This window comes from Wolbachia endosymbiont of Nilaparvata lugens (genome assembly GCF_007115045.1).
Classification (GTDB): domain Bacteria; phylum Pseudomonadota; class Alphaproteobacteria; order Rickettsiales; family Anaplasmataceae; genus Wolbachia.
This window is the reverse complement of sequence record NZ_MUIY01000001.1, coordinates 509,885-531,988: the sequence shown is the minus strand read 5'-3', so window position 1 is coordinate 531,988 and position 22,104 is coordinate 509,885. Positions and strand designations below refer to the sequence as shown.

The 22,104-nt window shown below is 34.0% G+C and carries 25 protein-coding genes and 1 tRNA gene; 15 read left to right on the top strand and 11 right to left on the bottom strand.

Annotated features, from left to right (window positions below; genetic code table 11):
• Nucleotides 1-217: 217 nt before the first annotated feature.
• Together BWZ41_RS02705 and BWZ41_RS02700 are read right to left on the bottom strand one after the other, a co-directional pair.
• On the bottom strand, nucleotides 218-583 hold the full coding sequence (locus BWZ41_RS02705) for a histidine phosphotransferase family protein (protein ID WP_143689322.1): 366 nt from the start codon (nucleotides 581-583) through the stop codon (nucleotides 218-220).
• Nucleotides 568-843: a hypothetical protein gene (locus BWZ41_RS02700; RefSeq protein ID WP_143689321.1), complete on the bottom strand. Its 276-nt coding sequence runs from the start codon at nucleotides 841-843 to the stop codon at nucleotides 568-570. Before BWZ41_RS02700 ends, BWZ41_RS02705 begins: the two co-directional genes overlap by 16 nt.
• A gap of 137 nt (nucleotides 844-980) precedes the next feature.
• Here BWZ41_RS02700 and purM point away from each other — a divergent pair, with 137 nt between their 5' ends.
• A complete protein-coding gene (purM, locus tag BWZ41_RS02695) occupies nucleotides 981-2,018 on the top strand; it encodes a phosphoribosylformylglycinamidine cyclo-ligase (RefSeq protein WP_063630867.1) in 1,038 nt (345 codons plus the stop codon).
• Here purM and purC read toward each other — a convergent pair.
• Nucleotides 2,015-2,737, bottom strand: a complete 723-nt coding sequence (gene purC / locus BWZ41_RS02690) for a phosphoribosylaminoimidazolesuccinocarboxamide synthase (RefSeq protein WP_063630866.1) — start codon at nucleotides 2,735-2,737, stop codon at nucleotides 2,015-2,017. The genes purM and purC overlap by 4 nt on opposite strands.
• Before the next feature lie 74 nt (nucleotides 2,738-2,811).
• Between purC and trmD the strand changes: the two genes are divergently transcribed.
• The 4 genes from trmD (at nucleotide 2,812) to BWZ41_RS02670 (ending at nucleotide 6,183) form a co-directional block, all read left to right on the top strand.
• Nucleotides 2,812-3,510, top strand: coding sequence for a tRNA (guanosine(37)-N1)-methyltransferase TrmD (trmD, locus tag BWZ41_RS02685; RefSeq protein WP_063630865.1), 699 nt, complete (start codon nucleotides 2,812-2,814; stop codon nucleotides 3,508-3,510).
• Nucleotides 3,507-3,884 carry a 50S ribosomal protein L19 gene (rplS, locus tag BWZ41_RS02680; RefSeq protein WP_143689320.1) on the top strand — a complete coding sequence of 126 codons (378 nt, stop codon included), beginning with the start codon at nucleotides 3,507-3,509 and terminating at the stop codon, nucleotides 3,882-3,884. Before trmD ends, rplS begins: the two co-directional genes overlap by 4 nt.
• A gap of 254 nt (nucleotides 3,885-4,138) precedes the next feature.
• The gene (locus BWZ41_RS02675; RefSeq protein ID WP_143689319.1) at nucleotides 4,139-5,389 is read left to right on the top strand and encodes a PstA family ABC transporter permease; all 1,251 of its coding nucleotides are present in this window, start codon (nucleotides 4,139-4,141) and stop codon (nucleotides 5,387-5,389) included.
• Nucleotides 5,386-6,183 (top strand): phosphoribosylformylglycinamidine synthase subunit PurQ, encoded by a 798-nt coding sequence (locus BWZ41_RS02670; protein ID WP_143689318.1) that lies wholly within the window; start codon nucleotides 5,386-5,388, stop codon nucleotides 6,181-6,183. The genes BWZ41_RS02675 and BWZ41_RS02670 overlap by 4 nt, the downstream gene beginning before the upstream one ends.
• 198 nt (nucleotides 6,184-6,381) lie before the next feature.
• On the opposite strand, the gene BWZ41_RS02665 is transcribed toward BWZ41_RS02670, so the two are convergent.
• Entirely contained in the window at nucleotides 6,382-7,395 is a 1,014-nt protein-coding gene (locus BWZ41_RS02665; RefSeq protein WP_143689317.1) for a DNA-methyltransferase, read from the bottom strand.
• A 55-nt stretch (nucleotides 7,396-7,450) separates the two neighbouring features.
• Here BWZ41_RS02665 and BWZ41_RS02660 point away from each other — a divergent pair, with 55 nt between their 5' ends.
• On the top strand, nucleotides 7,451-8,170 hold the full coding sequence (locus tag BWZ41_RS02660) for a helix-turn-helix domain-containing protein (protein ID WP_143689316.1): 720 nt from the start codon (nucleotides 7,451-7,453) through the stop codon (nucleotides 8,168-8,170).
• Nucleotides 8,171-8,252: 82 nt separating this feature from the next.
• Here the strand turns inward: BWZ41_RS02660 and pdxH are convergent, their stop codons facing one another.
• The 3 genes from pdxH to BWZ41_RS08270 are packed head-to-tail and all read right to left on the bottom strand — an operon-like array spanning nucleotide 8,253 to nucleotide 9,777.
• A complete protein-coding gene (gene pdxH / locus BWZ41_RS02655) occupies nucleotides 8,253-8,846 on the bottom strand; it encodes a pyridoxamine 5'-phosphate oxidase (protein WP_143689315.1) in 594 nt (197 codons plus the stop codon).
• 15 nt (nucleotides 8,847-8,861) lie between these two features.
• A complete protein-coding gene (gene mutM / locus BWZ41_RS02650) occupies nucleotides 8,862-9,677 on the bottom strand; it encodes a bifunctional DNA-formamidopyrimidine glycosylase/DNA-(apurinic or apyrimidinic site) lyase (RefSeq protein WP_029237631.1) in 816 nt (271 codons plus the stop codon).
• The gene (locus tag BWZ41_RS08270; RefSeq protein ID WP_255324779.1) at nucleotides 9,643-9,777 is read right to left on the bottom strand and encodes a hypothetical protein; all 135 of its coding nucleotides are present in this window, start codon (nucleotides 9,775-9,777) and stop codon (nucleotides 9,643-9,645) included. Before BWZ41_RS08270 ends, mutM begins: the two co-directional genes overlap by 35 nt.
• Before the next feature lie 28 nt (nucleotides 9,778-9,805).
• Between BWZ41_RS08270 and BWZ41_RS02645 the strand changes: the two genes are divergently transcribed.
• Nucleotides 9,806-9,878, top strand: a tRNA-Thr gene (locus BWZ41_RS02645).
• Between the two features lie 66 nt (nucleotides 9,879-9,944).
• Nucleotides 9,945-10,109: a hypothetical protein gene (locus BWZ41_RS07840; protein WP_241653867.1), complete on the top strand. Its 165-nt coding sequence runs from the start codon at nucleotides 9,945-9,947 to the stop codon at nucleotides 10,107-10,109.
• 608 nt (nucleotides 10,110-10,717) lie between these two features.
• Here the strand turns inward: BWZ41_RS07840 and BWZ41_RS02630 are convergent.
• Both BWZ41_RS02630 and BWZ41_RS02625 read right to left on the bottom strand, forming a co-directional pair.
• On the bottom strand, nucleotides 10,718-12,244 hold the full coding sequence (locus BWZ41_RS02630; RefSeq protein ID WP_143689314.1) for an acyl-CoA carboxylase subunit beta: 1,527 nt from the start codon (nucleotides 12,242-12,244) through the stop codon (nucleotides 10,718-10,720).
• A gap of 124 nt (nucleotides 12,245-12,368) precedes the next feature.
• Nucleotides 12,369-13,193 (bottom strand): hypothetical protein, encoded by an 825-nt coding sequence (locus tag BWZ41_RS02625; RefSeq protein WP_143689313.1) that lies wholly within the window; start codon nucleotides 13,191-13,193, stop codon nucleotides 12,369-12,371.
• Nucleotides 13,194-13,328: 135 nt separating this feature from the next.
• Between BWZ41_RS02625 and der the strand changes: the two genes are divergently transcribed.
• The 4 genes from der to lpdA all read left to right on the top strand — a co-directional run bounded on the left by der (nucleotide 13,329) and on the right by lpdA (nucleotide 18,106).
• Nucleotides 13,329-14,654, top strand: coding sequence for a ribosome biogenesis GTPase Der (gene der / locus BWZ41_RS02620; RefSeq protein WP_143689312.1), 1,326 nt, complete (start codon nucleotides 13,329-13,331; stop codon nucleotides 14,652-14,654).
• Nucleotides 14,655-14,951: 297 nt separating this feature from the next.
• The gene (locus BWZ41_RS02610) at nucleotides 14,952-15,446 is read left to right on the top strand and encodes a hypothetical protein (RefSeq protein ID WP_241653866.1); all 495 of its coding nucleotides are present in this window, start codon (nucleotides 14,952-14,954) and stop codon (nucleotides 15,444-15,446) included.
• A 92-nt stretch (nucleotides 15,447-15,538) separates the two neighbouring features.
• Nucleotides 15,539-16,018, top strand: a complete 480-nt coding sequence (locus BWZ41_RS02605) for a disulfide bond formation protein B (protein WP_063630855.1) — start codon at nucleotides 15,539-15,541, stop codon at nucleotides 16,016-16,018.
• 702 nt (nucleotides 16,019-16,720) lie between these two features.
• Complete coding sequence (gene lpdA, locus BWZ41_RS02600) at nucleotides 16,721-18,106, top strand: dihydrolipoyl dehydrogenase (protein WP_143689311.1); 1,386 nt, start codon at nucleotides 16,721-16,723, stop codon at nucleotides 18,104-18,106.
• 1 nt (nucleotide 18,107) lies between these two features.
• On the opposite strand, the gene BWZ41_RS02595 is transcribed toward lpdA, so the two are convergent.
• On the bottom strand, nucleotides 18,108-18,461 hold the full coding sequence (locus tag BWZ41_RS02595) for a hypothetical protein (RefSeq protein ID WP_063630853.1): 354 nt from the start codon (nucleotides 18,459-18,461) through the stop codon (nucleotides 18,108-18,110).
• Between the two features lie 90 nt (nucleotides 18,462-18,551).
• On the opposite strand from BWZ41_RS02595, the gene BWZ41_RS02590 reads away from it, so the two are divergent.
• Complete coding sequence (locus BWZ41_RS02590) at nucleotides 18,552-19,574, top strand: UDP-N-acetylglucosamine--N-acetylmuramyl-(pentapeptide) pyrophosphoryl-undecaprenol N-acetylglucosamine transferase (protein ID WP_063630852.1); 1,023 nt, start codon at nucleotides 18,552-18,554, stop codon at nucleotides 19,572-19,574.
• Here BWZ41_RS02590 and gshB read toward each other — a convergent pair.
• Complete coding sequence (gene gshB, locus BWZ41_RS02585) at nucleotides 19,559-20,485, bottom strand: glutathione synthase (protein WP_063630851.1); 927 nt, start codon at nucleotides 20,483-20,485, stop codon at nucleotides 19,559-19,561. The two genes, BWZ41_RS02590 and gshB, sit on opposite strands and share 16 nt — an antisense overlap.
• 63 nt (nucleotides 20,486-20,548) lie before the next feature.
• Here gshB and bcp point away from each other — a divergent pair, with 63 nt between their 5' ends.
• Nucleotides 20,549-21,016, top strand: a complete 468-nt coding sequence (gene bcp / locus BWZ41_RS02580; RefSeq protein ID WP_143689310.1) for a thioredoxin-dependent thiol peroxidase — start codon at nucleotides 20,549-20,551, stop codon at nucleotides 21,014-21,016.
• Nucleotides 21,017-21,024: 8 nt separating this feature from the next.
• Nucleotides 21,025-22,104: a DNA replication/repair protein RecF gene (gene recF, locus BWZ41_RS02575; protein WP_143689309.1), complete on the top strand. Its 1,080-nt coding sequence runs from the start codon at nucleotides 21,025-21,027 to the stop codon at nucleotides 22,102-22,104.

Below are 22,104 nucleotides of genomic sequence, written 5' to 3'. Positions count from 1 at the left end.
AGTTCTATACATTACTGTTTGATAATTAAAGGTAGGAATAGTTTTATTGGTACAAAGTTATAAAAATTAGTTGTTTAAGTATTTTTAGCAATCTGTAACTTTCAAAAAGAAATTAACTACAGATTTTATGTCTAGGTTACTCCACAAAATTTTTCCTTTCCTTATCCAAGATTCAAATTTATAGTATCGAGTCCTTTTTATGAAATATGAAGCCATCTCAAGTTATAGTTAAGCCTATATTCAGTGAATTACTTTCACAAGTGCAATTGATTTTAGTGTTATACTGTTCTAACAGTAAAGAAGTCATATAGATAATAATGTCTTTTGTATCCAAAAGAATATCATTTTTTTTTGTTAACTTGCTCACTAATGATGTGCTTATTGATCTATGTTCATTTTCTACTTTTATAGTTAGTAGTGTTTTATCTTCTGTTTTAGCCAGCAAAATAGACACTAATTCAATTTGTGCTACTGCACTGACTATAGTTATCACCATATTGGAGATTATCTTATTTATTCTTTCAATTAAGTCTTCTGTAGGGCATTCACTTACTCTCCACTGAAGCTTTACTTTTTTTTTAATAAATAATTTTCTATATTGGATTTAGTCTTAACAAAGCTGCAATTATCTGATGAACGAGAATACGCTTGCTTCATAACTTTATATTTATATATTAAATCATCGGAGCTTTCTTTAAGCAATGACAATGCTTCGTTTTGCATATTAGGGTTGTTTTCTTCAAGCTCTTCCAATCCACCCACTATTCCTTGAATAGAACTAGCAAAATCATGAAGAATTCGTCCTGATAGGCATTCTGTTATTAACATTATGTTTTTATTCATTGGATAAAAGTATAAATGATTTAAGTTAACCCTATATTGGTAGGCACGTAGTAGTCAATTTAAGAGAAAGTTTCGTTGCGCTTTTTGTGTCAAAGCATTAATGTAGTATTAATAATTATAAGATTTATGAAGGCGCTATGAGTACTTATGCTAAATCTGGAATAGACCTTAAACTATATAATGAACTAATAAAAAAAGTTAAACCTATTATTGAAAAGACTAAAGGAGAAGAAGTAATTAGTGAAGTAGGATCATTTTCCGCATTGTTTGACTTTTCTTCGCTGAGCAAGAAATACGACCATCCAGTACTTGTTTCCTCAACTGATGGAGTGGGCACAAAACTATTAATAGCTCAAGAGGTAAATAAGCATGATACTATAGGTATAGACTTAGTTGCAATGTGTGTAAATGATTTACTTGCACAAGGAGCAACACCTTTATTTTTCCTTGATTACTTTGCAACAGGCGTTTTGAGTAAAGATGTTTTGGTATCTGTGATCCAAAGCATTGCAAAGGGGTGCGAGCAAGCTAAAATAGCATTGGTTGGTGGAGAAACTGCAGAAATGCCTGGAATGTATGGTAATGGTCACTATGACCTTGCAGGGTTTGTGGTTGGAGTGGTTGATAAAAGTAAAATTCTTCCAAAGTGTAACGCTATGAAAGCAGGTGACTGTGTAGTCGGTTTAGAATCAAATGGAATTCACTCAAACGGGTTTTCTTTGGTGCGCCATATTTTCAAAAGCTTAGGTATAAATTACAATGATATATCTCCATGGAATAATAAACCTTGGGGTGAAATATTACTTGAGCCAACAAAGATATATGTTGATTCTTTGTTGGCTATTATGCCAAAGGTAAAAGGCGTTGCGCATATAACAGGTGGCGGGTTAATAGATAATATTCCAAGAATTCTTCCAAAAAACTTATTTGCAAACATAGACATTAATTCCTGGAAATGGCCAGATATATTTTTATGGCTGAAAGAAAAAGGCAAAATAGAAAAGAGAGAAATGTTAAAAACATTTAATTGTGGTATTGGTATGGTGATGATTCTAGATCCCGCAAATGTTAAGGATGTGGAAAGCCATTTCCAAAAGTGTGGAGAAAAAATTGAGATTATTGGAAAACTCGATGAAGCATGTAACCCTCTACTTGATAGAGTGGTATTTAGTTAGCATAACTTTACTGATAATCTTTTTGCAACTTCTGAGTATGCTTCCTTTAAGTTTCCTAGATTTAAACGGAAAACATCTTTGTCTAGCTTTTTATGCGTATTTTTATCCCATAGCCTACAATTATCAGGGCTGATTTCATCAGCTAAAATGATTTTAGTGCTGTTGTTTATCAATTTGCCAAATTCTAACTTGAGATCAACTAAATATATACTTGCATTTGAAAATAGGTCGACTAAGATTTTGTTGATCTTTAAAGCTGTAGTTTTAACTTCATCCATTTCTTTACTAGATAGCCAATCAAAATACAGTATGTGATTTTCATTCACCATTGGGTCAGCTAGGTCATCATTTTTGTAAAAAAACTCGATTATAGGAGATGTAAGTGCCTCACCTTCTTTGATATTAAAACGTTTGCAAAAGCTGCCAGCTGCAATATTTCTAACCACTACCTCAAGAGGTATTATCTTGAGCTTTTTGACTAGCTGTTCTCTTTCATTTAGAGTTTTTATAAAGTGCGTGCTAATTCCTGCTTCTTCAAGCTTTTCCATGATAAAAGCACTAACATGATTATTAATTATTCCTTTGCCCTCAATAATTTCATATTTTTCCTTATTGAATGCTGTAACATCATCTTTAAAGTACTGTATAACAGTTGATGAGTCTTCAGTTTCAATAATGACTTTGGCTTTACCTTCGTATATCGTTTTATTCAGTGGCATATTTAATTTAACTATGTATCATATCAATTTACTGTTCTTAGAGTATAGCCCCAAATAACTTAAAATAAACCTTAATGGCGTTCAATGTTACAATATTAACCATATTTCCAGAAATGTTCCCCGGATTTTTGAACTATTCTCTTGCTGGAAGAGCGTTGGAAAAAAAAATATGGAATCTTGAAATAGTAAATATTCGTTCTTTTGCTAAAGATAAACATTCAACTGTGGATGATGTTCCATATGGAGGTGGAGCAGGGATGGTTATGCGCCCAGATGTGATTGGTAATGCAGTTGATAATGTGCTTTCTGCTCATAAAAATACTAGATTTATTTATATGACTCCATCTGGTACAAAATTTAATCAGAGAATTGCAAAAGAGTTAACAGAAATTCCTCATGTAACAATATTGTGTGGTCGATTTGAAGGTGTTGACCAAAGAGTAATTGATGTGTATACTCCTTATGAGTTAAGTATTGGAGATTATATACTTTCGGGAGGTGAGCCAGCTGCGATGGTGGTTCTTGATGCATGTATTAGGCTTCTTCCAGGTGTAGTAAATAATTTCGATAGCGTTGCTGAAGAAAGTTTTAGTTATAGTGGTGGTATGCTTGAATATCCTCAATATACTAGGCCTGAGCAGTGGAGTAGGTACAAAGTTCCTGAGGTTCTGTTGTCTGGCAATCACAGGAAAATAAGTGATTGGAGAAGGGAACAGTCATATGTTAGAACAAAGGAACGTCGACCTGAATTGTTGAATGGAGATGATAAATGACAAATTTGCTTGAGAAATTTAACGAACAACAAGTACAAAGATTAACCAAAGAGATGCCGGTTTTTTGTTCTGGTGATGATTTGAAGGTCACTTTTAAGGTAGTTGATGGTACGGGTGAGCGTATACAGATATTTGAAGGCGTATGTATATCAAAAAGAAATCGTGGGTTACACTCTTCTTTTTCAGTTAGAAAGGTAAGTTATGGAGAAAGTATAGTATCACAATTTTTTGTTTACTCTCCTGCATTAATTTCAGTACAAGTGATAAGAAAGGGAAAGGTCCGTAGAGCAAAATTATATTATCTGTGCAAGCTATTTGGGAAAGCTGCAAGGATCAAAGAACGTACTACTTATGTTAAAAAAAAATCTAAGTAGATATAATAGGGAGTGATGTCAATTGTATCATCTCAAAACTCTCTCTTATTATCCCAGTGTGTGACGCACAACTGTACGTTTGCCTCCCGCTGTGGTGTCATCCCATTGCTTGACAATGGGATCGAGATTCTTCTTTTGGTTTGTGCTTTCATGAGAAATATAAAAATTATTTGCAGGCAAAGCCTGCTAGATCTCAGTGTCACGCACTGGAAAAAGGGGAAAGTTTTTTCAAATCCTCATATAAAGAAAAGTAAATGAGTATAAAGAAAAACTTTCTTAAGTTACTTCAATCTAAGCGCGTACATGCTCGTGTAAAAAGAAAAAATAAAAAGAACAACATTTTATGCTTTTGCTCTTTTACAGCACTGATTGTCTCAATTGGGTGTCCTATATGTATATTACTAAGTATATTAGTTAACTCTTATAGTGCTTTAACAGTAACGAAAATTTTATTGCCAGTTGAAATAAATGCTGATCTTATTTTAACTAATAATCCTGGTGATTTACGATATAAGTCCATTATCCTACTCAATAACTCTTTACATAAAGTGTTTGAAGGCATTGACTTTAAAGACAGTGACGAAATTTTAAGTCGTAACTCTTACAAGGAGCTAGAGAGGTTTTTTCTTAAGAGAGTAAAAAATAGTGGTGAATATGAGATTTGGTTTACCGCATCGAGTGTGATCAATTCACTATATAAAAATAAATGTTTGAATGATCATTATGCTAAATTACTTGATTGGTTAAAAGAGAAGGGAAGAGTAAGAAAATTTTTTAATAAGTCTCTGTTTCTTAAGTCTGATTCTCGTGAGCCTGAGAATGCGGGGATTTTAGGGGCATTTATTGGTTCATTAATGACAATTATAGTATGCTTAGCATTGGCATTGCCAATAGGAATTATGTCAGGTATCTGTCTTTATGAATTTATGCCTAGAAATAGGCTAATAACCAGTATTGTAGAAATTAGCATGAATAACCTTGCTGCAGTTCCTTCGATAATATTTGGTGTGGTAGGGCTGACTCTCTACTTGGGCATATTTGGGTTACCCCGTTCTTCACCGCTTGTTGGCGGAATGACTCTTTCATTTATGATGCTGCCTAATATTATTATTGCGACAAAAAATGCCTTTACAAATGTTCCTATTGCAATAAAAGATGCAGCGTTTGCGCTAGGTGCACCTCACATCAAAGTAATATTAGACCACTCTTTACCGATTGCGTTACCACGGATAATACATGGTGCTGTGCTTGCAATTGCAAGGATTTTAGGCGAATCTTCCCCTTTACTTATGATAGGCATGGTAGCATTTATTGCTGATACACCTACATCTTTCTTCGATCCAGCAACTGTTCTACCTGTACAAATATATATATGGTCAAGTAGTCCTGAAATTGCATTCATTGAACTTGCTGCAATTGCAATTATAGCTTTATTGTTAATGCTATTTGCTTTGAATTTAATAGCAAATTTTGTAAAAAGAAAGTTTGAGTTTTTTGATTCATGAAAATTATTGTTTTATCTGGTTATGGCTTAAATTGTGAAAAAGAAACTGCATTTGCATTTATAGAATGCAGTAAAAAACTTGATATCAGCAATGTAGAAGTAAAAATCGTTCACATTAATGAAGTTATAAGTAATCCAGATGAATTAAAATCAAGTAATATACTTGCAATTCCAGGAGGTTTTTCTTACGGTGATGACACTGGTGCTGGCAATGCATTTGCTTTGCGTATAAAAAACAACTTGTTAGACGAATTTCAAAATTTCTTATCTCAGGATAAGCTTATTATAGGGATATGTAATGGTTGCCAGATATTAGTAAAATTAGTTCCAGAATTCTCTAATCTAGCTTTAACCTCTAATGATATAGGTAATTACCAATGTCGTTGGATTAGAGTGAGAGTTAATCCGCAGAGTAGTTCTGTTTGGCTACGGGGCCTGAGTGAGCTATATCTTCCTGTTGCTCATGGAGAAGGCAGGTTTTTTATGGATCAAGATATTTTAAATCAATTGATTGAAAATAATTCCGTTGCACTGCGTTACGTTGATGAAAATGGTGACTATGCAAATTTACAATTTCCTTACAATCCAAACGGGTCTATATACGACCTGGCAGCTTTGTCAGACAAAAGTGGTAGAGTTTTAGCTTTGATGCCTCACCCAGAGAGAGGAATATTTTTTACTCAGCAGGACAACTGGCCTCTTGAAAAAGAAAAATGTAAACGTTCAGGAGTGGCTATGCCAAAATATGGTGATGGAATGCTCATATTTGAGAATGCACTAAAATATTTTGCGTAAGTATTACAATACGTTACATACAACAAGTTTTTAAGCCATAAAAAGTTACTTGATCAGGATGACAATAAATCCTTATTTTTGATCTGCAGAGTAGCTTCCTCCAGTAACGCTAATGTGGAAAGTGTTGAGGATAGGCAACAAAAATGCTTATATAAAAATTATTGCTAAAAACGGGAAAACCATGAACAAAGAGCATAACTAAACTACTAATGACTGCCGAAGATCCAATACAGACTGTTTAACCTTTAATACTTGCTCTTCACCATGAACAATGCGTTGATAAATAGTTTCTTTTGAGCATTCTTTTTTTAAGAACCTAAAAGCAGATGCAGCAAGATATTCTCTATTCTCTTCAAATGCTAACCAGTGGCGGCCTTCTTGCTCACATACAAAACCTGTTGTGTTAGAGCCAGCAAAAATATCTAAAACAACATCACCTGGTTGTGTTAGAAACCGAATAAAAAATTGAGGTAATTTAGCAGGGAATCGAGCTGGATGCTCTTTTACACCTAGTTCCTTACATGCAGCAAGATACTGGCTGTTAGATTCTGAATTGGGAATCTGCAAAAGATTTGATGGAATAGCTCCTCCATTATCTTTACCAAAGCTACTACCAATATTATGTCCTGATGGTCGTTCTTTTGGAGTATAATAAGCCTTTGGGTTCTCGATAAGTTTTTTCATGCGGCCACTGTATTCCACTAGCACCTTTGTGACATCTGCTTTAGGCCACTCAGTTTTGCTGAACCACCATACTGTATTAACAGAATCTTTTGCTCTGATTTTTCTCTTATTTACCCATTCAATTGGACTTGGCAATTTAGAAGGATTATACCAATAGAAATCTTCTGCAAGGAAGAAGCCTATATCATCACAGAAATGCATAAGCACTCTAAAATTATATAAACTTCTGGATGGCACGCCTTTTTCATAAGCCCCACCTAGATCAAGTACAAAACTGCCTGTATCTCTGAGTTTGCTATATACTAATTTTGCAAATTGACCAAGCCATGCAACATATTCCGCTTGGGATTCATTTCCGTATTCTTTTTTTCTTTGCAAAGCAAACGGTGGACTGGTGATTACGAGATCTAAGCTATTATCTGGTAATTGCGGCAATAGGTTAAGAGAGTCTCCACAATATGCAGCTCCCCTATCCGTAGTATATGTGGGTTTATTATTAAACTTAAATTTTTCCAATATATGTGCCATATAAAAGATACTTATAGTCTGTAGACTTATAATTGTCAACTATTATCTTACAAAGATGATAAAAATAAAAAAACAATCTTTGCGGTTACTTCTTTCCCAAAATATACGAAAGATAAGAAATATAAAAGGGCTCTCCCAAGAAACCCTTGCTGATTTATGTGAATTACACAGAACATATATAGGCTCCGTTGAACGTGGTGAGAGAAATATCTCTATAGATAATATTGAGCGCATAGCAGATGCCCTTGGTGTTGAACCTACTGCACTTCTAAATCAGGATCAAGACAGAAAATGTCTGAAAGATATATTTTCTCATATACGGAAGTATCAGGAATTTGCTGTTAAGCACGGTATAAATGATATCTTTCAGGATAACGGCGGGAAAATTCTACAAGTCTTGTTACTAACTGGACTCACTATTCTTCCAGCACGCGAGGGAAATGATGCCATTGATGAGTATGGTAATGAATATGAGCTTAAATCAGTAAATGCTCTTCTTACAAAAAGCTTTTCTACTCATCATCATATGAATCCGACAATAATTGCAAAATACCGAAAGGTGGATTGGATATTTGCTATTTACGAAGGAATAGAGCTAAAAGAAATATATAAATTAACGCCGCAAGACCTTGAACCATATTATATTACATGGGAAAAGAAATGGCATGATACTGGTGGTAAAGACATCAATAATCCCAAAATTCCTTTAAAATACGTCAGAGATAAAGGTAAGCTTCTTTATCATTGTGATGAAAGAGTATGTGACCGCCACTAACTTCCTCCATCGCAGGTTGATTTTAGGGTGTCACCCAATTCCCAATAGTAAATTAAGAAGGGTCAGGAGCTTTCCAATAACGTTAGGGATATAATTGTTCCACTTTCCAATTGCTTTCTTTAATAAGAGTATATCTAAATCTAGTGTGTCTCCTATATTCACCTTCTTGCCAAAATTCAATTACCTTTGGGATTACGCAAAATCCCACCCAAAATTCAGGACGAGAAACTTGTGTATTATGAAATTCTCTCTCTTTCAATTCTATAGCCTGCTCAAAATCTTGCCAATTTTTCAGAACTCTTGATTGTTTTGAGCACCACGCGCTAATTTGACTATCACGTGCTCGAGAAGAGAAATATTCGTCAGCCTTTTTGCCGCTTAGAAGCCTAACTTCTCCTTCAATTCGTACTTGTCTAGAAAATTCTGTCCAATGAAATACGAGTGCAGCTTTGGGGTTCTCAGTCAATTCTTTTCCTTTTCTACTGTTTACGTTAGTAAAGAACACAAAACCTTCTTTACTATATTCCTTTAGTAATACCACTCTTGCAGATGGAATGCAGTCTTTGCTACACGTTGCTAGCGTCATTGCAGTTGACTCTTTACACGGAAAATTAAGTACTTCTTGATACCAATTTGAAAACAAATCAAAAGGATCCTTTTCAGGTGAGAGTGTCATATTCAAAAATAAAATTTAATTCTGACATGCATTGCAAAAATAAGTGCTACGACCATTTTGTCGTATAAGTGTTATGATATTGTTGCAGATTCTGCAAGGTTTTTGCACTTTACCATATACGTAAAAGTTATTTTGAAAGTATCCAGCAGATCCAGATGGTTGTGCATAATCTTTCAGTGTTGAACCACCAGCAGCAATTGCATCACTCAGAGTATTTTTTATTTCGATAGCAAGTTTTTCGCACTCTATATATGTTAAATCTTGTGCTAGCCTAAGTGGTGATATGCGAGCTCTAAATAAGCTCTCAGAAGCATATATGTTACCTACGCCAACTATTAGCTTATTATTCATTAATACTGATTTGATATTTGCTTTTCTGTTCTTTAGCAACTTCTGTAAATAATGTCCGTCAAATTCATCTGTGAGGGGTTCTATTCCTAGGTTATTAAAAAAATTTAGTTCTTGCTCTCTGTTTAAAACAATCACTAATCCAAACCTTCTTGGGTCATTAAAGATTAGTGAAGTGTTGTCAGAAAATAAGAATATCACATGATCATGTTTGTTCTGTGCTTGATTGTCTTCAGCATATATAAGCTTTCCGCTCATGCCAAGGTGTATGATTACAGCCATACTAGCATCTATATTCGAGATTATATATTTACCTCTACGCTTGATATCATTTATAACTTTGCCCTTTAGCAAATCATCAATATTTTTTGTTATTGGTACACGTAAATTACAATTATTAACTGTCACATTGCTTATTTTCTTATTTTTGATTTTATCAAATAAGAAGTTAGAGATTACTTCCACTTCTGGGAGTTCTGGCATCTTGTCTACTCTGTTGCTGTTTTTTTCTTTTTAGAATATTTTGCTTTAAAGCTTTTGCCAATCTTTTTCTCTCTTCTTCTTTTTCCTTATTTTTTTTCATGTTATTCATTATCATAATACGTGAACTTGCCGTTGTAGCTCAGGTGGTAGAGTACGTCATTGGTAATGACGAGGTCCCAAGTTCGAATCTTGGTAACGGCACACTGAATTATATTCATGTTATTGTAGACGTAAAGTAATTAATAAGGTTTAAGGTAGGAGCAATAAATGGTAGAAAATGTAGTTATAGATTTATCGCACTGGAAGCAGGATATAGATTTTAAGTTAGCGAAAGAAGATGGGATATTAGTCTTAAAAGACAGGAAAAACAACTTATTGGATAAGTATAGCCCTTCCCATAATACAAAGACAACTTTTGTATATCTTTGTTAGTAGTTAGTATCTTATTTATATACTCTCACTTGAAGTCTTTTTCACAATTACTGATGAGTATCTTTACTTAAAATCAACTACAAAGTTAAAAGAACAAGGTTATAGAGGTTTTCTATATTCTTATCAATAGCGCTGTTACTACAGTAATAACACTAAGAATAACTATAAGTTTCTTTGAATGATAGTTGAATTTTGATTGAAATTTTGAGGCTATAAAAACCGCAGGTACCAGTTGGTTTTTATTAGCTAAAGTAAAGGTCAAGTATCTGGAATTCTGAACATAAAATCCCCCTGTGAAAAAAAAGATTAGAAAAAGATGCAGTGCACATACGACAGAAATTAAGTATGTGTGTATGCACCCACATACGCTGAAGAGGATACGCTACATTTTTTTATGAGTTTAATAAAAAAGTCTGCAGACAAAGATAAATTTTTGAGCTCTAAAAGTATCTCTAATTGTCATTATAATCAGACTTAAAATATGCGGAAGTAATTTTTAGCTAAAGTAAGAATATATTGTAGAAAAAAGAACCCAAAAGTTAGCGTTATTGGTAATCCAACTTGGTGTAACGGCACTGTAGACCTTACAATAAAGACTGAGAGGAAAGTTACAAAGGAAGATTATCATGCTTCTTCCATATTCTTTCTACTTTCTTGTTTTTAAGTAGTTCTAGTGCTTTGTGAAGGTGATACCTTGTTTTACTTGGCACTATTATATCATCAATATATCCATGCGATGCAGCAAAAAATGGATTAGCAAATTTCTCTTTATATTCTTTGATTGACGTTTGCTGGTCTTTTTCATGCCTAAATATAATTTCAACTGCACTTTCAGGGCCCATTACAGCTATCTCAGCGGTTGGCCAAGCATAATTTATATCACCTTTTAAATGTTTTGAGTTCATAACAATATATGCACCACCATACGCTTTTCTAGTGATAAGGCTAATTTTCGGCACGGTCGCTTCAGCGTAAGCGTAAAGCAGTTTCGCTCCGTGTTGTATTATATTATTGTATTCTTGATTCGTGCCAGGTAAAAACCCTGGAACATCAATAAGTGTGATGATGGGAATGTTAAATGCGTCACAAAATCTTACAAACCTCGCAGCTTTTCTTGAAGAGTCAATATCCAAGCATCCTGCAAGGTGCATAGGTTGATTTGCAACAACACCAATAGTATTTCCTCCAATTCTGCCAAAGCCAATTATGATGTTACGAGCAAAATCGGGTTTTAGTTCAAAAAATTTCCTTTCATCACACACCTTTTCAATAAGTTCATACATATTATAAGAAATGTTAGGGTTTATAGGAACTAGAGTATTTAAAGATTCATCAACATCATCGATTAAGTCACAGGTTGGTACAGGCTTTGACAATTCTTGATTATTGGCTGGCAAAAAGGTAAGGAATTTACGCATTTTCAGTAGCATTTCAACATCATTATTGAACGCAAAATCTGCTACTCCTGTTTTGCTTGTATGAATTTTTGCTCCACCGAGATCTTCGTGGCTTACGTTCTCGTATGTAACTTTTTTCACTACATCTGGTCCGGTTATAAACATGTATGAGCTATTTTTTACCATGAAAGTAAAGTCAGTTAGCGCTGGAGAGTAAACTGCACCGCCAGCACACGGGCCCATGATTAGAGAGATTTGTGGTATAACGCCTGATGCATTTACATTCCTTTGAAAAATTTCTCCATAACCAGCAAGGGAATTTACTCCTTCTTGAATTCTGGCTCCACCAGAATCGTTTAGTCCGATAATTGGAACCCTGGCATTAATTGCCATATCCATAATTTTGCATATTTTTTTTGCATGTGATGCGCCAAGCGATCCGCCAAAGACAGTGAAATCCTGAGAATAAACAAAAACTTTTCTGCCATAAATAGTACCATGGCCAATTACAACTCCATCACCTAAAAAATCAGCATTTTGCATGCCAAAATCAGTTGCGTGATGTTTTACAAACTTATCATATTCTTGAAATGAATTTTCATCGAGCAATATACTCAGCCTTTCTCTAGCAGTTAATTTCCCTTTTTCATGTTGCTTGTTAACTCTATCAGGACCTCCTCCTTTTTCAGCTTCTAATGTTTTGATCTTTAGAGTTTCTAGTATTTCAGAGTCTTGCATGTAGTAAAATAACTTTCAAATTGGTTGCAAACTTTATTGAGCTTACAAATCCTATTGATTATACACATACACCGTTACTGCATGCAACGGTGTATGTGTACGATAATTAATGCGCTAGCAATTTCTATTTAATATTTTGAGAATGCTGAGACTCACTAACATTCTGTGCACTTGCATTTGTTACACCTGTTGATGGATTGATTGTTATAACTTCTCTTTCAATTCCTTGTAAGTTTGAAGCCAATGAGACCAATTTTGCTAGAGTCATGTCATTATATTTATCCATCTTCTTATTCTCATAATAGCCAATTTTTATTTTTACAGCTTTGTTTTCCTCGAAGTCCTCAGGACTTATATTATCACTTAAACCAGTACAAAATATGTTACCATTTTCACTAATATTTAAAGCAATACTGCAATCTCTATCACCCACTTTCCAGTTAAATTTAATTATACAAGACTCATTTAGTATTTGATAAAGCCTTACACCATCATCACTTTGTGAAACGCGCACCAACCTTTTATCTTCTGGAGATACCAATGTAAAAGCTCCAATTTTTAGATTACTATCCTTTAAGGCTTTACCAGGAAATGAGTTATCAAATTTTAACTCACCTCTGCCTTCTTTTAACGATACCCATGCAGTAAATGATTTATCTTCTTTTCCTCTCAACCTCACATCTACAGAATCATTACCTGTATATTCAGCAATTCCTTTTCGAATTACACTCAGAAGTTTCTTAGTTTCTTCATCATTGTCACTCAAAAAAAGCTCCTTATTTGCATGTGACCGGGATGGATCATTGAGATTCTCCAATGCTTTAGCTAAAGTTATATAGTTATATATACGTGTCCTGTTGTTATAAGGTGTCCCTAATTTATAATTTTGAGAAGTTAATTGAGCAACTTGATCGAAATTCATTATTAAAGTTTCATTTGCATTATGCATAGCGCCTCCAATTTTACATAATAAACTTAAGGTAAAATATCCTAATTTTAGGATAGGTATATAATCTATCAAGTCAATAGTTAAATTAAAAAATTTTGATTATAATTTACTATTTATAAAATACGCTCTTAAACTATGCTGAAAATAGTCATAATAGGCCTTCCAAATGCAGGCAAGTCAACTCTATTTAATAGGCTAGTAAGAAGAAAAGCAGCGGTAGTTAGTGACATTCCAGGAGTAACGAGAGATAGGCGTGAAGGAATTGGAAGAATTAGTGATTTAGAGTTTAAAGTTATAGATACAGGAGGATGGAATGACCAAACCAGTTTTTCACTACAAGTTATTGAACAAATAGAGTTTTCTTTATTAAGCGCAGATGTAATTTTTTTTCTTGTTGATGCAAAAGTGCAAAACGAGCAGAACAAAGAGTTTGCAAAGTGGCTGAAGAGAAAAACGAACAAACCTGTAATACTAATAGCAAACAAATGCGAAAGTCATAAATCAGAAAACGTTGATTACCTGCAGTTCTTTGATTTCATGGGTCCGGTGTATATCTCAGCCGAACATAATCTTGGTATGGTAGATCTTTATGATGCATTAACTGGTGTTATTGAAGGTTTGAACAAAAAAACTGAGCTGCCTGAAAGTGAGTCCATTAGACTGAGGATTTCAATCATCGGTCGCCCAAACGTTGGAAAATCAACTTTTTTAAACAGTTTACTTGCAGAAAATAGACTAATAGTAAGCTCAAAACCCGGTACCACGCGTGACTCTGTGGATATTTCATACGACCATAATGGGAAATTAATCACTCTCATCGATACTGCGGGAATCCGCAGAAAGGCAAATGTTGTTGATAACTTAGAATCAAGATTTGTTGAAAAAAGTATAGAGTCAATAAAGCGCTCTCATGTAGTGATTTTAATGCTAGATTCCTTGCTTGGCATTGAGCAGCAGGATTTATCAATTGCTGAAGCTGCAATTAAAGGGGGGAAGGGAATTATCATTGTTTTAAATAAGTGGGATTTAATAGGTAAGGATGACAGAAGTAAGTTAATAAAATTTGTCAAACAACAGGAAGTGACTCGGTTATTTTTGGAAGTGCCAACTGTAACAATTTCTGCGTTGAAAGGTATGCGCTGTGGTGATGTGATAGATAAGTGTCTTGAAGTGAGTGAATCCTTAAACAAGAAGATCAGCACTGCAAAACTGAATAATTGGCTAATAGATGCCGTGGAAAAACATTCTCACCCACTTATAAAAGGTAGAGCAATTAAAATGAAGTATATTGCTCAAATTGGCACCAAACCTCCAGCTTTTTCTTTGGTATGCAACGTCCCGGAAAGTGTTGATGAGAGTTATAAACGTTATTTGACTAATGGTCTTAGAAAAAACTTCTTTGTTGAAGGCGTACCAGTCAGATTACTTTTGAAAAAGAACAAAAATCCCTATGTAAAGTAGGTAATCTTGCTTCCTTTTAATCTAGACAAAAATGTAGAGATTATAGACTTTAATGAGCTGGATTTAGGAGAGTATGGATTTAGCTTTCACTTACAACCAAATAAGAAAACAGAACTATCTAAATGTCCTTTATACACTGTATCTCAATATTTTAGAGATCTATACTCTATTCCAGAAAGTAAAATTTTGGTGTTGAGATAGACAGTATGCGTATATTTATGTTGTTAGCACTGAAGTCTCCTATGATCTATTTTGATTTTACCTAAAGAAGATAAGAAAGTTGGTGAGATTCAGGCTGTGCATGGCTTTTTGGTTGCTGAAAATGACAGAAAAGGTTATGACTATGATGGTATAGCAAGTATTGAAAATGCTATCATTGCTCTAAGCGATGCTGGTAGAGTAAAAATTATGGAAATTTACAATGAAGTAAAGAATAAGTTTCAAAAAGATTATCCTTTGTTTAAGTTATCAGAACATGAGATTTACAAAATTATGGAAGAGATAGTATATTTCACTCTTTCTAATGACGTTCTTCTTCTTATATCTAGCTATCAAGATTCTAACAAACGTTACAATAGACGTTTGGAAGAAGCAAGATTGCTTATGCAAGAAACATTTGGGTTTAAAACCAATGGAGGAGAAGTTGATATTCAATATGACAATAGCTGGACGAAAAACAAGGATGAATTGTATACCAAAGAAGAAATTGCAAAAATAGATAGTGTTACTAGAGTTGTAACTAGTATACAAATCAAATCAGTATCCAGTTGTGAGCATGTGTATAGAGGTTAAAAGTAGTAGAGTAGCACATAGGTACGTGGGTTACATGAAACGTTGTCAAACAAGAGTTGACTCTTCACAGATATTGTAGTAATTCATTAACTATGTCAGATGTAAATAACAGTTCTATAATTTTTCTCTTATCAAGCGCTGTCGCTTTAATTTTTGCATATGTGCTAGAGTATTTTTTCAATATGATACCGTGTAAGTTATGTATATACGAGCGAGTAGTTTACTATGTTACAGGGCTACTTGCAGTTGCGTATATGTTCAAAGACAACAAAATCCTAATCTATGCGATGTTTTGCAGCTATCTCATTGGTGCAATAATATCTTTTTATCATGTAGGTCTTGAACTCCACTTATTTCATGATGTTTTAGGCTGTACAGAGAAAGCAAGTGGTAACGTTAGCATAGAAGAGCTAAGAAATAATCTATTAAACCCTAACTACTCTCCGTCTTGTGACAGACCTCATTATATTTTTGGTGTTTCGTTAGCAACATGGAATCTTATTTATCTTATAGTAGCTCTATTCTTATCAGGTAAAATGTATTGTGAAGAAAGAAATAAGGTACAACAGTAACTGGTATAGACGCTGTACTTGTGCGTTACTTGGTGCTGTCCGTAATTTAAAAATTTAGCAAGTCATACCCACTGATTCTTGCACAGCTGTACGAACATTATGGTTCAGCATGCCAGTGCCCTCTTTCTTGTCATCCGAGTAGCTGACACTGGAAGTGTGGCTATCATCCAAATAACCTTTCGTTGTTATTCAAGCAACCTATTTCTTGTCATCCTAGTGCCCAGATACTGGGATTAAGTTTGTCCATAATCTCACCAAAAACGTTGTGTTTTAGCATAATTTTGTGCTCAATATGCTTATTTGTAGTAAAGGTTTCTGGATTCCAGCATCAAGTGCTGGCCTGAAGCTTTAGCTATAAATATTAATAAAATTTACTAAGTAAAAAAAAGGCAAAAGAATCCCTATATAGCGAGTTTTAATAATGTAAATAGATAATGTGCTAACAAGCGTGTTTTGGCTGAAGTAGAAAAAATTTAAAAAACATGCAGCCGCTATAATTTTTATGTAATCTGCCAATAAATATCTGAGTTTTTTTTACTGAATTTTGTTGCTAAATCCGCGGAGATTAAAAACAAGGATAAATACTCTTATTGATATAAGAAGAAAAGTGGGAAGGTTTGTCAAGCCGCTTCTATGCACCTGAGCATTGATCATACGGGTTCCATCTGTTATATATAATCTTTTTGAATACGAAGAAAGCTGATGAATGAGTATGATATTACAGTTATAGGCAGCGGTCCTGGTGGTTATATAGCAGCAATTAGAGCGGCGCAGCTTGGACTTAAAACTGCAATTGTTGAAAAGGAAGAAAATTTGGGTGGTATATGCTTAAATTGGGGATGTATACCAACAAAATCGCTACTTAGAGTGTCTGAAGTTTATAGATTAATAAGAAGATCAGAAGAATTTGGCATAAAAGTAAAGGATACAAGTTTTGATATACAATCAATAGTGAAATGTTCAAGGAACGTTGTTGATAAGCTATCAAGTGGTGTTGAGTATTTGATGAAAAAAAATAACATCAAAGTTCATCAAGGCTTTGGTAAACTTGCAGGTAACTATGTTGTAAAAATTCTTAATGATAAGAAGGAGGAGGAAATTTCTTCTAAGCATATCATTTTAGCAACAGGTGTAAGGGCAAGAAATCTTCCTGGAATCGAAGTAGATGGAGATTTAATATGGAATGCGCAGCACGCTATGACTCCAAAGAAGTTACCAAAATCTCTACTAATCATAGGTTCTGGTGCGATAGGAATAGAGTTTGCAAGTTTTTATAGTACTTTGGGAGTTGATGTAACAATTATAGAAGTAAAAGACACTATTTTGCCGCTGGAAGATAAAGATATTTCAAATTTAGCACAAGAAATATTCACAAAACAAAGGATAAAAATATATACAAACAGTAGCGTAAAAGCTTTGACTAAAAATAAAGACTTTGCTCAAGTGTTACTAAGTAGTGGTGAGAGCAAAGAATTTGATAGGGTGATTGTTGCAGTTGGCGTGCAAGCAAACACTGAAAATATAGGTTTAGAAAATACAAAAATTAAGTTGAGTCCTTCTGGTTTCATTGAAACGAATGAGTGGTATGAAACAAGTGAATCAAGTGTGTATGCAATAGGTGATGTAGCTGGTCCCCCATGTTTAGCGCATAAAGCAAGTCATGAAGCTGTAATCTGTGTTGAGAAAATTGCCGGTAAAAATGCTCATAAGTTAAAAAAAGAGTGCATACCAAATTGCACTTACTCTCATCCGCAAGTAGCAAGCGTTGGCCTTACTGAGGAACAGGCAATAAAAAGTGGATACGATATAAAAGTAGGAAAATTTCACTCCAACTTTAATGGTAAATCTATTGCACTAAGTGAAACTGAAGGTTTAGTGAAAACAATTATAGACAAAAAAACAGGCGAACTTCTTGGAGCTCACATGATAGGAGCGGAAGTAACAGAGTTAATTAGCAATTTCGCTCTTGCAAAGCAACTAGAGGGAACAGACTGCTACATAAAATCTACGATTTTTCCTCATCCAACTATTTCGGAAATTATACACGAATCAGTACTTGCCGCAGATGGTGAATCGTTAAATAGTTAAGCTAACTTATTGTTTTAGAGCTACAATTATCCTGATTAGGCGATTCAATTCTAATAGATTGATTACCAATATCAGATTTTTCTAACTTTTCTTTTAACCCTTCAGCGGCTTCTTTCACTTCAAGCTTTTTTGCCTGACTAAGATCCTCTGGGCTTTTTCTTTTACTATCTAAACCTTGTTGTCTATCAATATTTTTATTGAGTTGTTCTTGCTGAGGTAGATCAACAACTGAGTTAAAAAGAGCTTTTATCATGCTTTTTAACAATCTTACAAGACCTCCGCTTCTGCCTTCTCTTTGCTCTTGAGGCTTATTTTTCACGTTAGATTCTTTTTTGCTGTCACTACTTTTAGGCATTTTTAACTCACTATCATAAAGCTTAATAAAATTTTACATGCAAATTATTAAAAAATAATTGACAATCTATTATCAAATTGCTACTTACAGATGACTATTATTCTAGCAACAGGTGGTACAGGTGGACACATTTTTCCAGCTATAACCTTAGCAAAAGCACTAAAGGCACAAGGGCACAATTGTATATTATTCACTAATCAAAAAATCATCAATGTAGAGGGTTATATTTTACCATTGTGCAAGCCAAGCAGCAACAAATTGAAGTTTCTCTTTTTGTTAACATATAGTTGTGTACTAACAATATATAAAATCAGAAAATTGAAACCAAAACTAGTCATTGGTTTTGGTAGCTACGCTTCTTTTCCAACTCTTCTTGCAGCAGGGATTTTTTCTATACCTATAATTTTACATGAACAAAATACAATTTTAGGGAGAGTAAATAGATTCTTTTTCAAGAGTGCAAAATTAATTGCAATTAGCTTTCCAGAGACTAAGTATGCAGAAGGTAGTAAATGCGTTTTTACAGGAAATTTTGTCGATATAGAAGCACAAGGCTATTCTAGAGATGAAACAGTTTTAAACGTGTTAATAATAGCAGGCAGTCAGGGTGCAAATTTTTTTGATGATGTAGTGAGCAGCGTAATTTGTGATCTACCTGTTGAAGTAAAAGAGAGGATTAGAGTAACGCAGCAATGTACGAAGAAAAATATAAACAAGGTCAAGAGTCTATACAAAAGTGAAGGGATTGATTGTGAGTTAAGTGAGTTTTTCGATGATATGGAGAGCAGACTGGCCAATGCTCATTTGGTAATTAGCAGAGCGGGAGCAACTTCAATAGCAGAGATTACTCTTGCTGAGCGCCCTGCTATATATATTCCTTACCCTTACTCAAAAGATAATCATCAATTTTGTAATGCAAAACATATTGAAGATTCGGGAGCAGCTGTAATGGTCGAGCAAAATAGTAACGCGAAAAAGAATCTAGGAGAGTTGCTAGTTGATTTATTGCAAAATTGTCAAAAATTGTGTGATATGGCTAATAATACTAAGAAAACAAGAATAAGGAATGGAGTTACTGAATTTATTAAGGCAATAGCTCAAGAACTTAGTTGACGAATTGCTTTTTCTTCAAATGCATCCCATAGTGCTTTTTCTAGTGATATATTATATAATTTGTTGATGTAAACTACTCCCGTGGGTGAAGTCGTGTTAATTTCGAGAAGGAAGTCATCTATAATATCAATACCAACAAATATTAGCCCTCTTTTCTTTAGCTCAGGACCAATTTTATTACATATTTCAGTGTCTCTATCATTCATTTCAATAGATTCAAAACTTGCTCCAAGCCTCATATTTGTTCTGATTTCTCCGCTAAACTTTGGAACTCGCTTCATTACTCCTATTGGCTTTCCATCCAGTAGCAGTATTCTTTTATCTGTATTTATCTTTTTACAAAATGCTTGTGCAATTACAGGACATTCATATTTTGCAATCATGAGATCGACTACCACTTGAATGCTATTTTGGTCTTGTATTCTTATTACGTCATTTCCTCCATAGCTATATAGTGGTTTCAAGATGATATCCTGATAGTCGTGACAAAAATTTCTAATCATCGATATATTTTCAGTGATCAAAGTTGGAGGAATTAGCTCTGGAAATAGTGAAGTAATTAATTTTTCAGGACAGTTTCTTATTTCTGTTGGATTGTTTATTACTAACGCAGTAGTCTTTTCTAAGATATAGGTTGTTGTAATGTACCGCATATCAAATGGTGGATTCTGTCTGATAAATATGATATCCATTTCATTTAGGTTGATTACTACATCCTCTTTTGAAATGAAGCTACAATCATCAACGCTGACTTTCTGAGCAAGGGCAATTGGCTGATTTAACTTGAGTGCTAAATTATTAGGTACATAAACAAAAATTTCGTACCTTCTTCTTTGCGCTTCTTTTATTAATGAAAATGTAGTATCAGCTTCAAAATTTATACTTTCATCCATCTGAAAAGCTACTTTCATTTATCCTCCCTTCCTATTACAATATAATATAGTACCATAAAAGTGTTAATAATGGAGCAAAGTATGGAATTAACAATAGGAAATAATACACCTGATTTTAGCTTGCCAACAGATTCTGGTGAGATTTTATCACTGAGTGAATTTTTTAATAAAAAAAATGTAGTTCTTTATTTTTATCCTAAAGACGATACTCCGGGCTGCACAATGGAGGCAAAAGGCTTTAGAGACAATATAGAAAATTTTTCTTCTCTTGACACAGTGATAATTGGTGTATCAAAAGATAGCGTTAAGTGCCACGCTAACTTCAAAGCAAAATATTCTCTGCCATTTTCTTTAGTTTCTGATGAAAATGCTGAAATGTTGGAAAAGTATGGTGTTTGGGTAGAGAAAAGTATGTTTGGCAAAAAGTATATGGGAGTAGAGCGTACTACTTTTTTAATAGATAAAAAAGGTAAAGTAGTGAAGATTTGGAAAAATGTAAAAGTGAGTGGACATGTTGATGAGGTTTTAGAGGAAGTAAGCAGAATATAAATTAAAGAATGGCTACCCATTGCTATATAAAAAAATTGAAATTACATAATTTCCGTAGTCATTCAAATTTCGAACTGGATTTAGACGATAGATCGGTTGTAATAACTGGTCAAAATGGTATTGGTAAAACTAATATACTTGAAGCAATCTCATTGCTTGCTAAAAGTAATGGCATGAGAAAAGTAAAAATTAGTGAGATGCAAAATAGACTCAGTAATGAAGATTGGGCAGTGCATTATGACTTTTTTAATGGAACATACTTTAACTCAATTGGTATAGGAAAGAATCTTAATAATAAACTAATACAAATTGATGGAAAAACACAATCAAGTTATTCATCTCTGTATAGAATATCCAATGTAATATGGCTCATTCCACAAATGGACTATATTCTTCTTAATTCTCCGAGCGACAGATTAAAATTTTTAGACCGTATCGTCTCACTGTTTGAAGAAAATTACACTTATTGCTATATGAAATACAGGAAAGCTAAACATGAGCGAAGTAAACTGCTTAGAGAGAATATTTTAGACGGAAATTGGCTCTCTAGCCTTGAAAATGTCATGGCTACCAATGCAGTTGATATTTTACGTATGCGTTTGTCTGTTTTAAAAATACTACAGGGCACAATTGATAACCATTCTTGTGAGTTTTTTCCAAAGGCAAGTTTGAAATTTAGCAGTCAGCTAACTTTGAACGATACTGCAGAATATTTTCAGAATCGTCTAAAGGAAAACAGAGAAAAAGACTCATTAACTGGTAGAGTAACCTTTTCTGTACATAATGATAATTTTCGGGTTTTTTGCCAAAAAGGGGACATGCCAATAAATCTTTGTTCTACTGGAGAGCAAAAGCTATTACTGCTTTCTATCATCTTATCCAGTGTAAAAGCAAGGTGTATTTACTACAATAAAGCACCTCTTCTTCTGCTTGACGATATAATGTCGCATCTGGATAAAGATTACAGAAAGGTGTTAATGGAGGAGGTGTTAAGCATTCAATGTCAAACTTGGATAACCGATGTAAATCAAGATAATTTCAATAACTATCTTTGCTCTTTCAAGTTTGTTGAATTATCAAGTAAATAA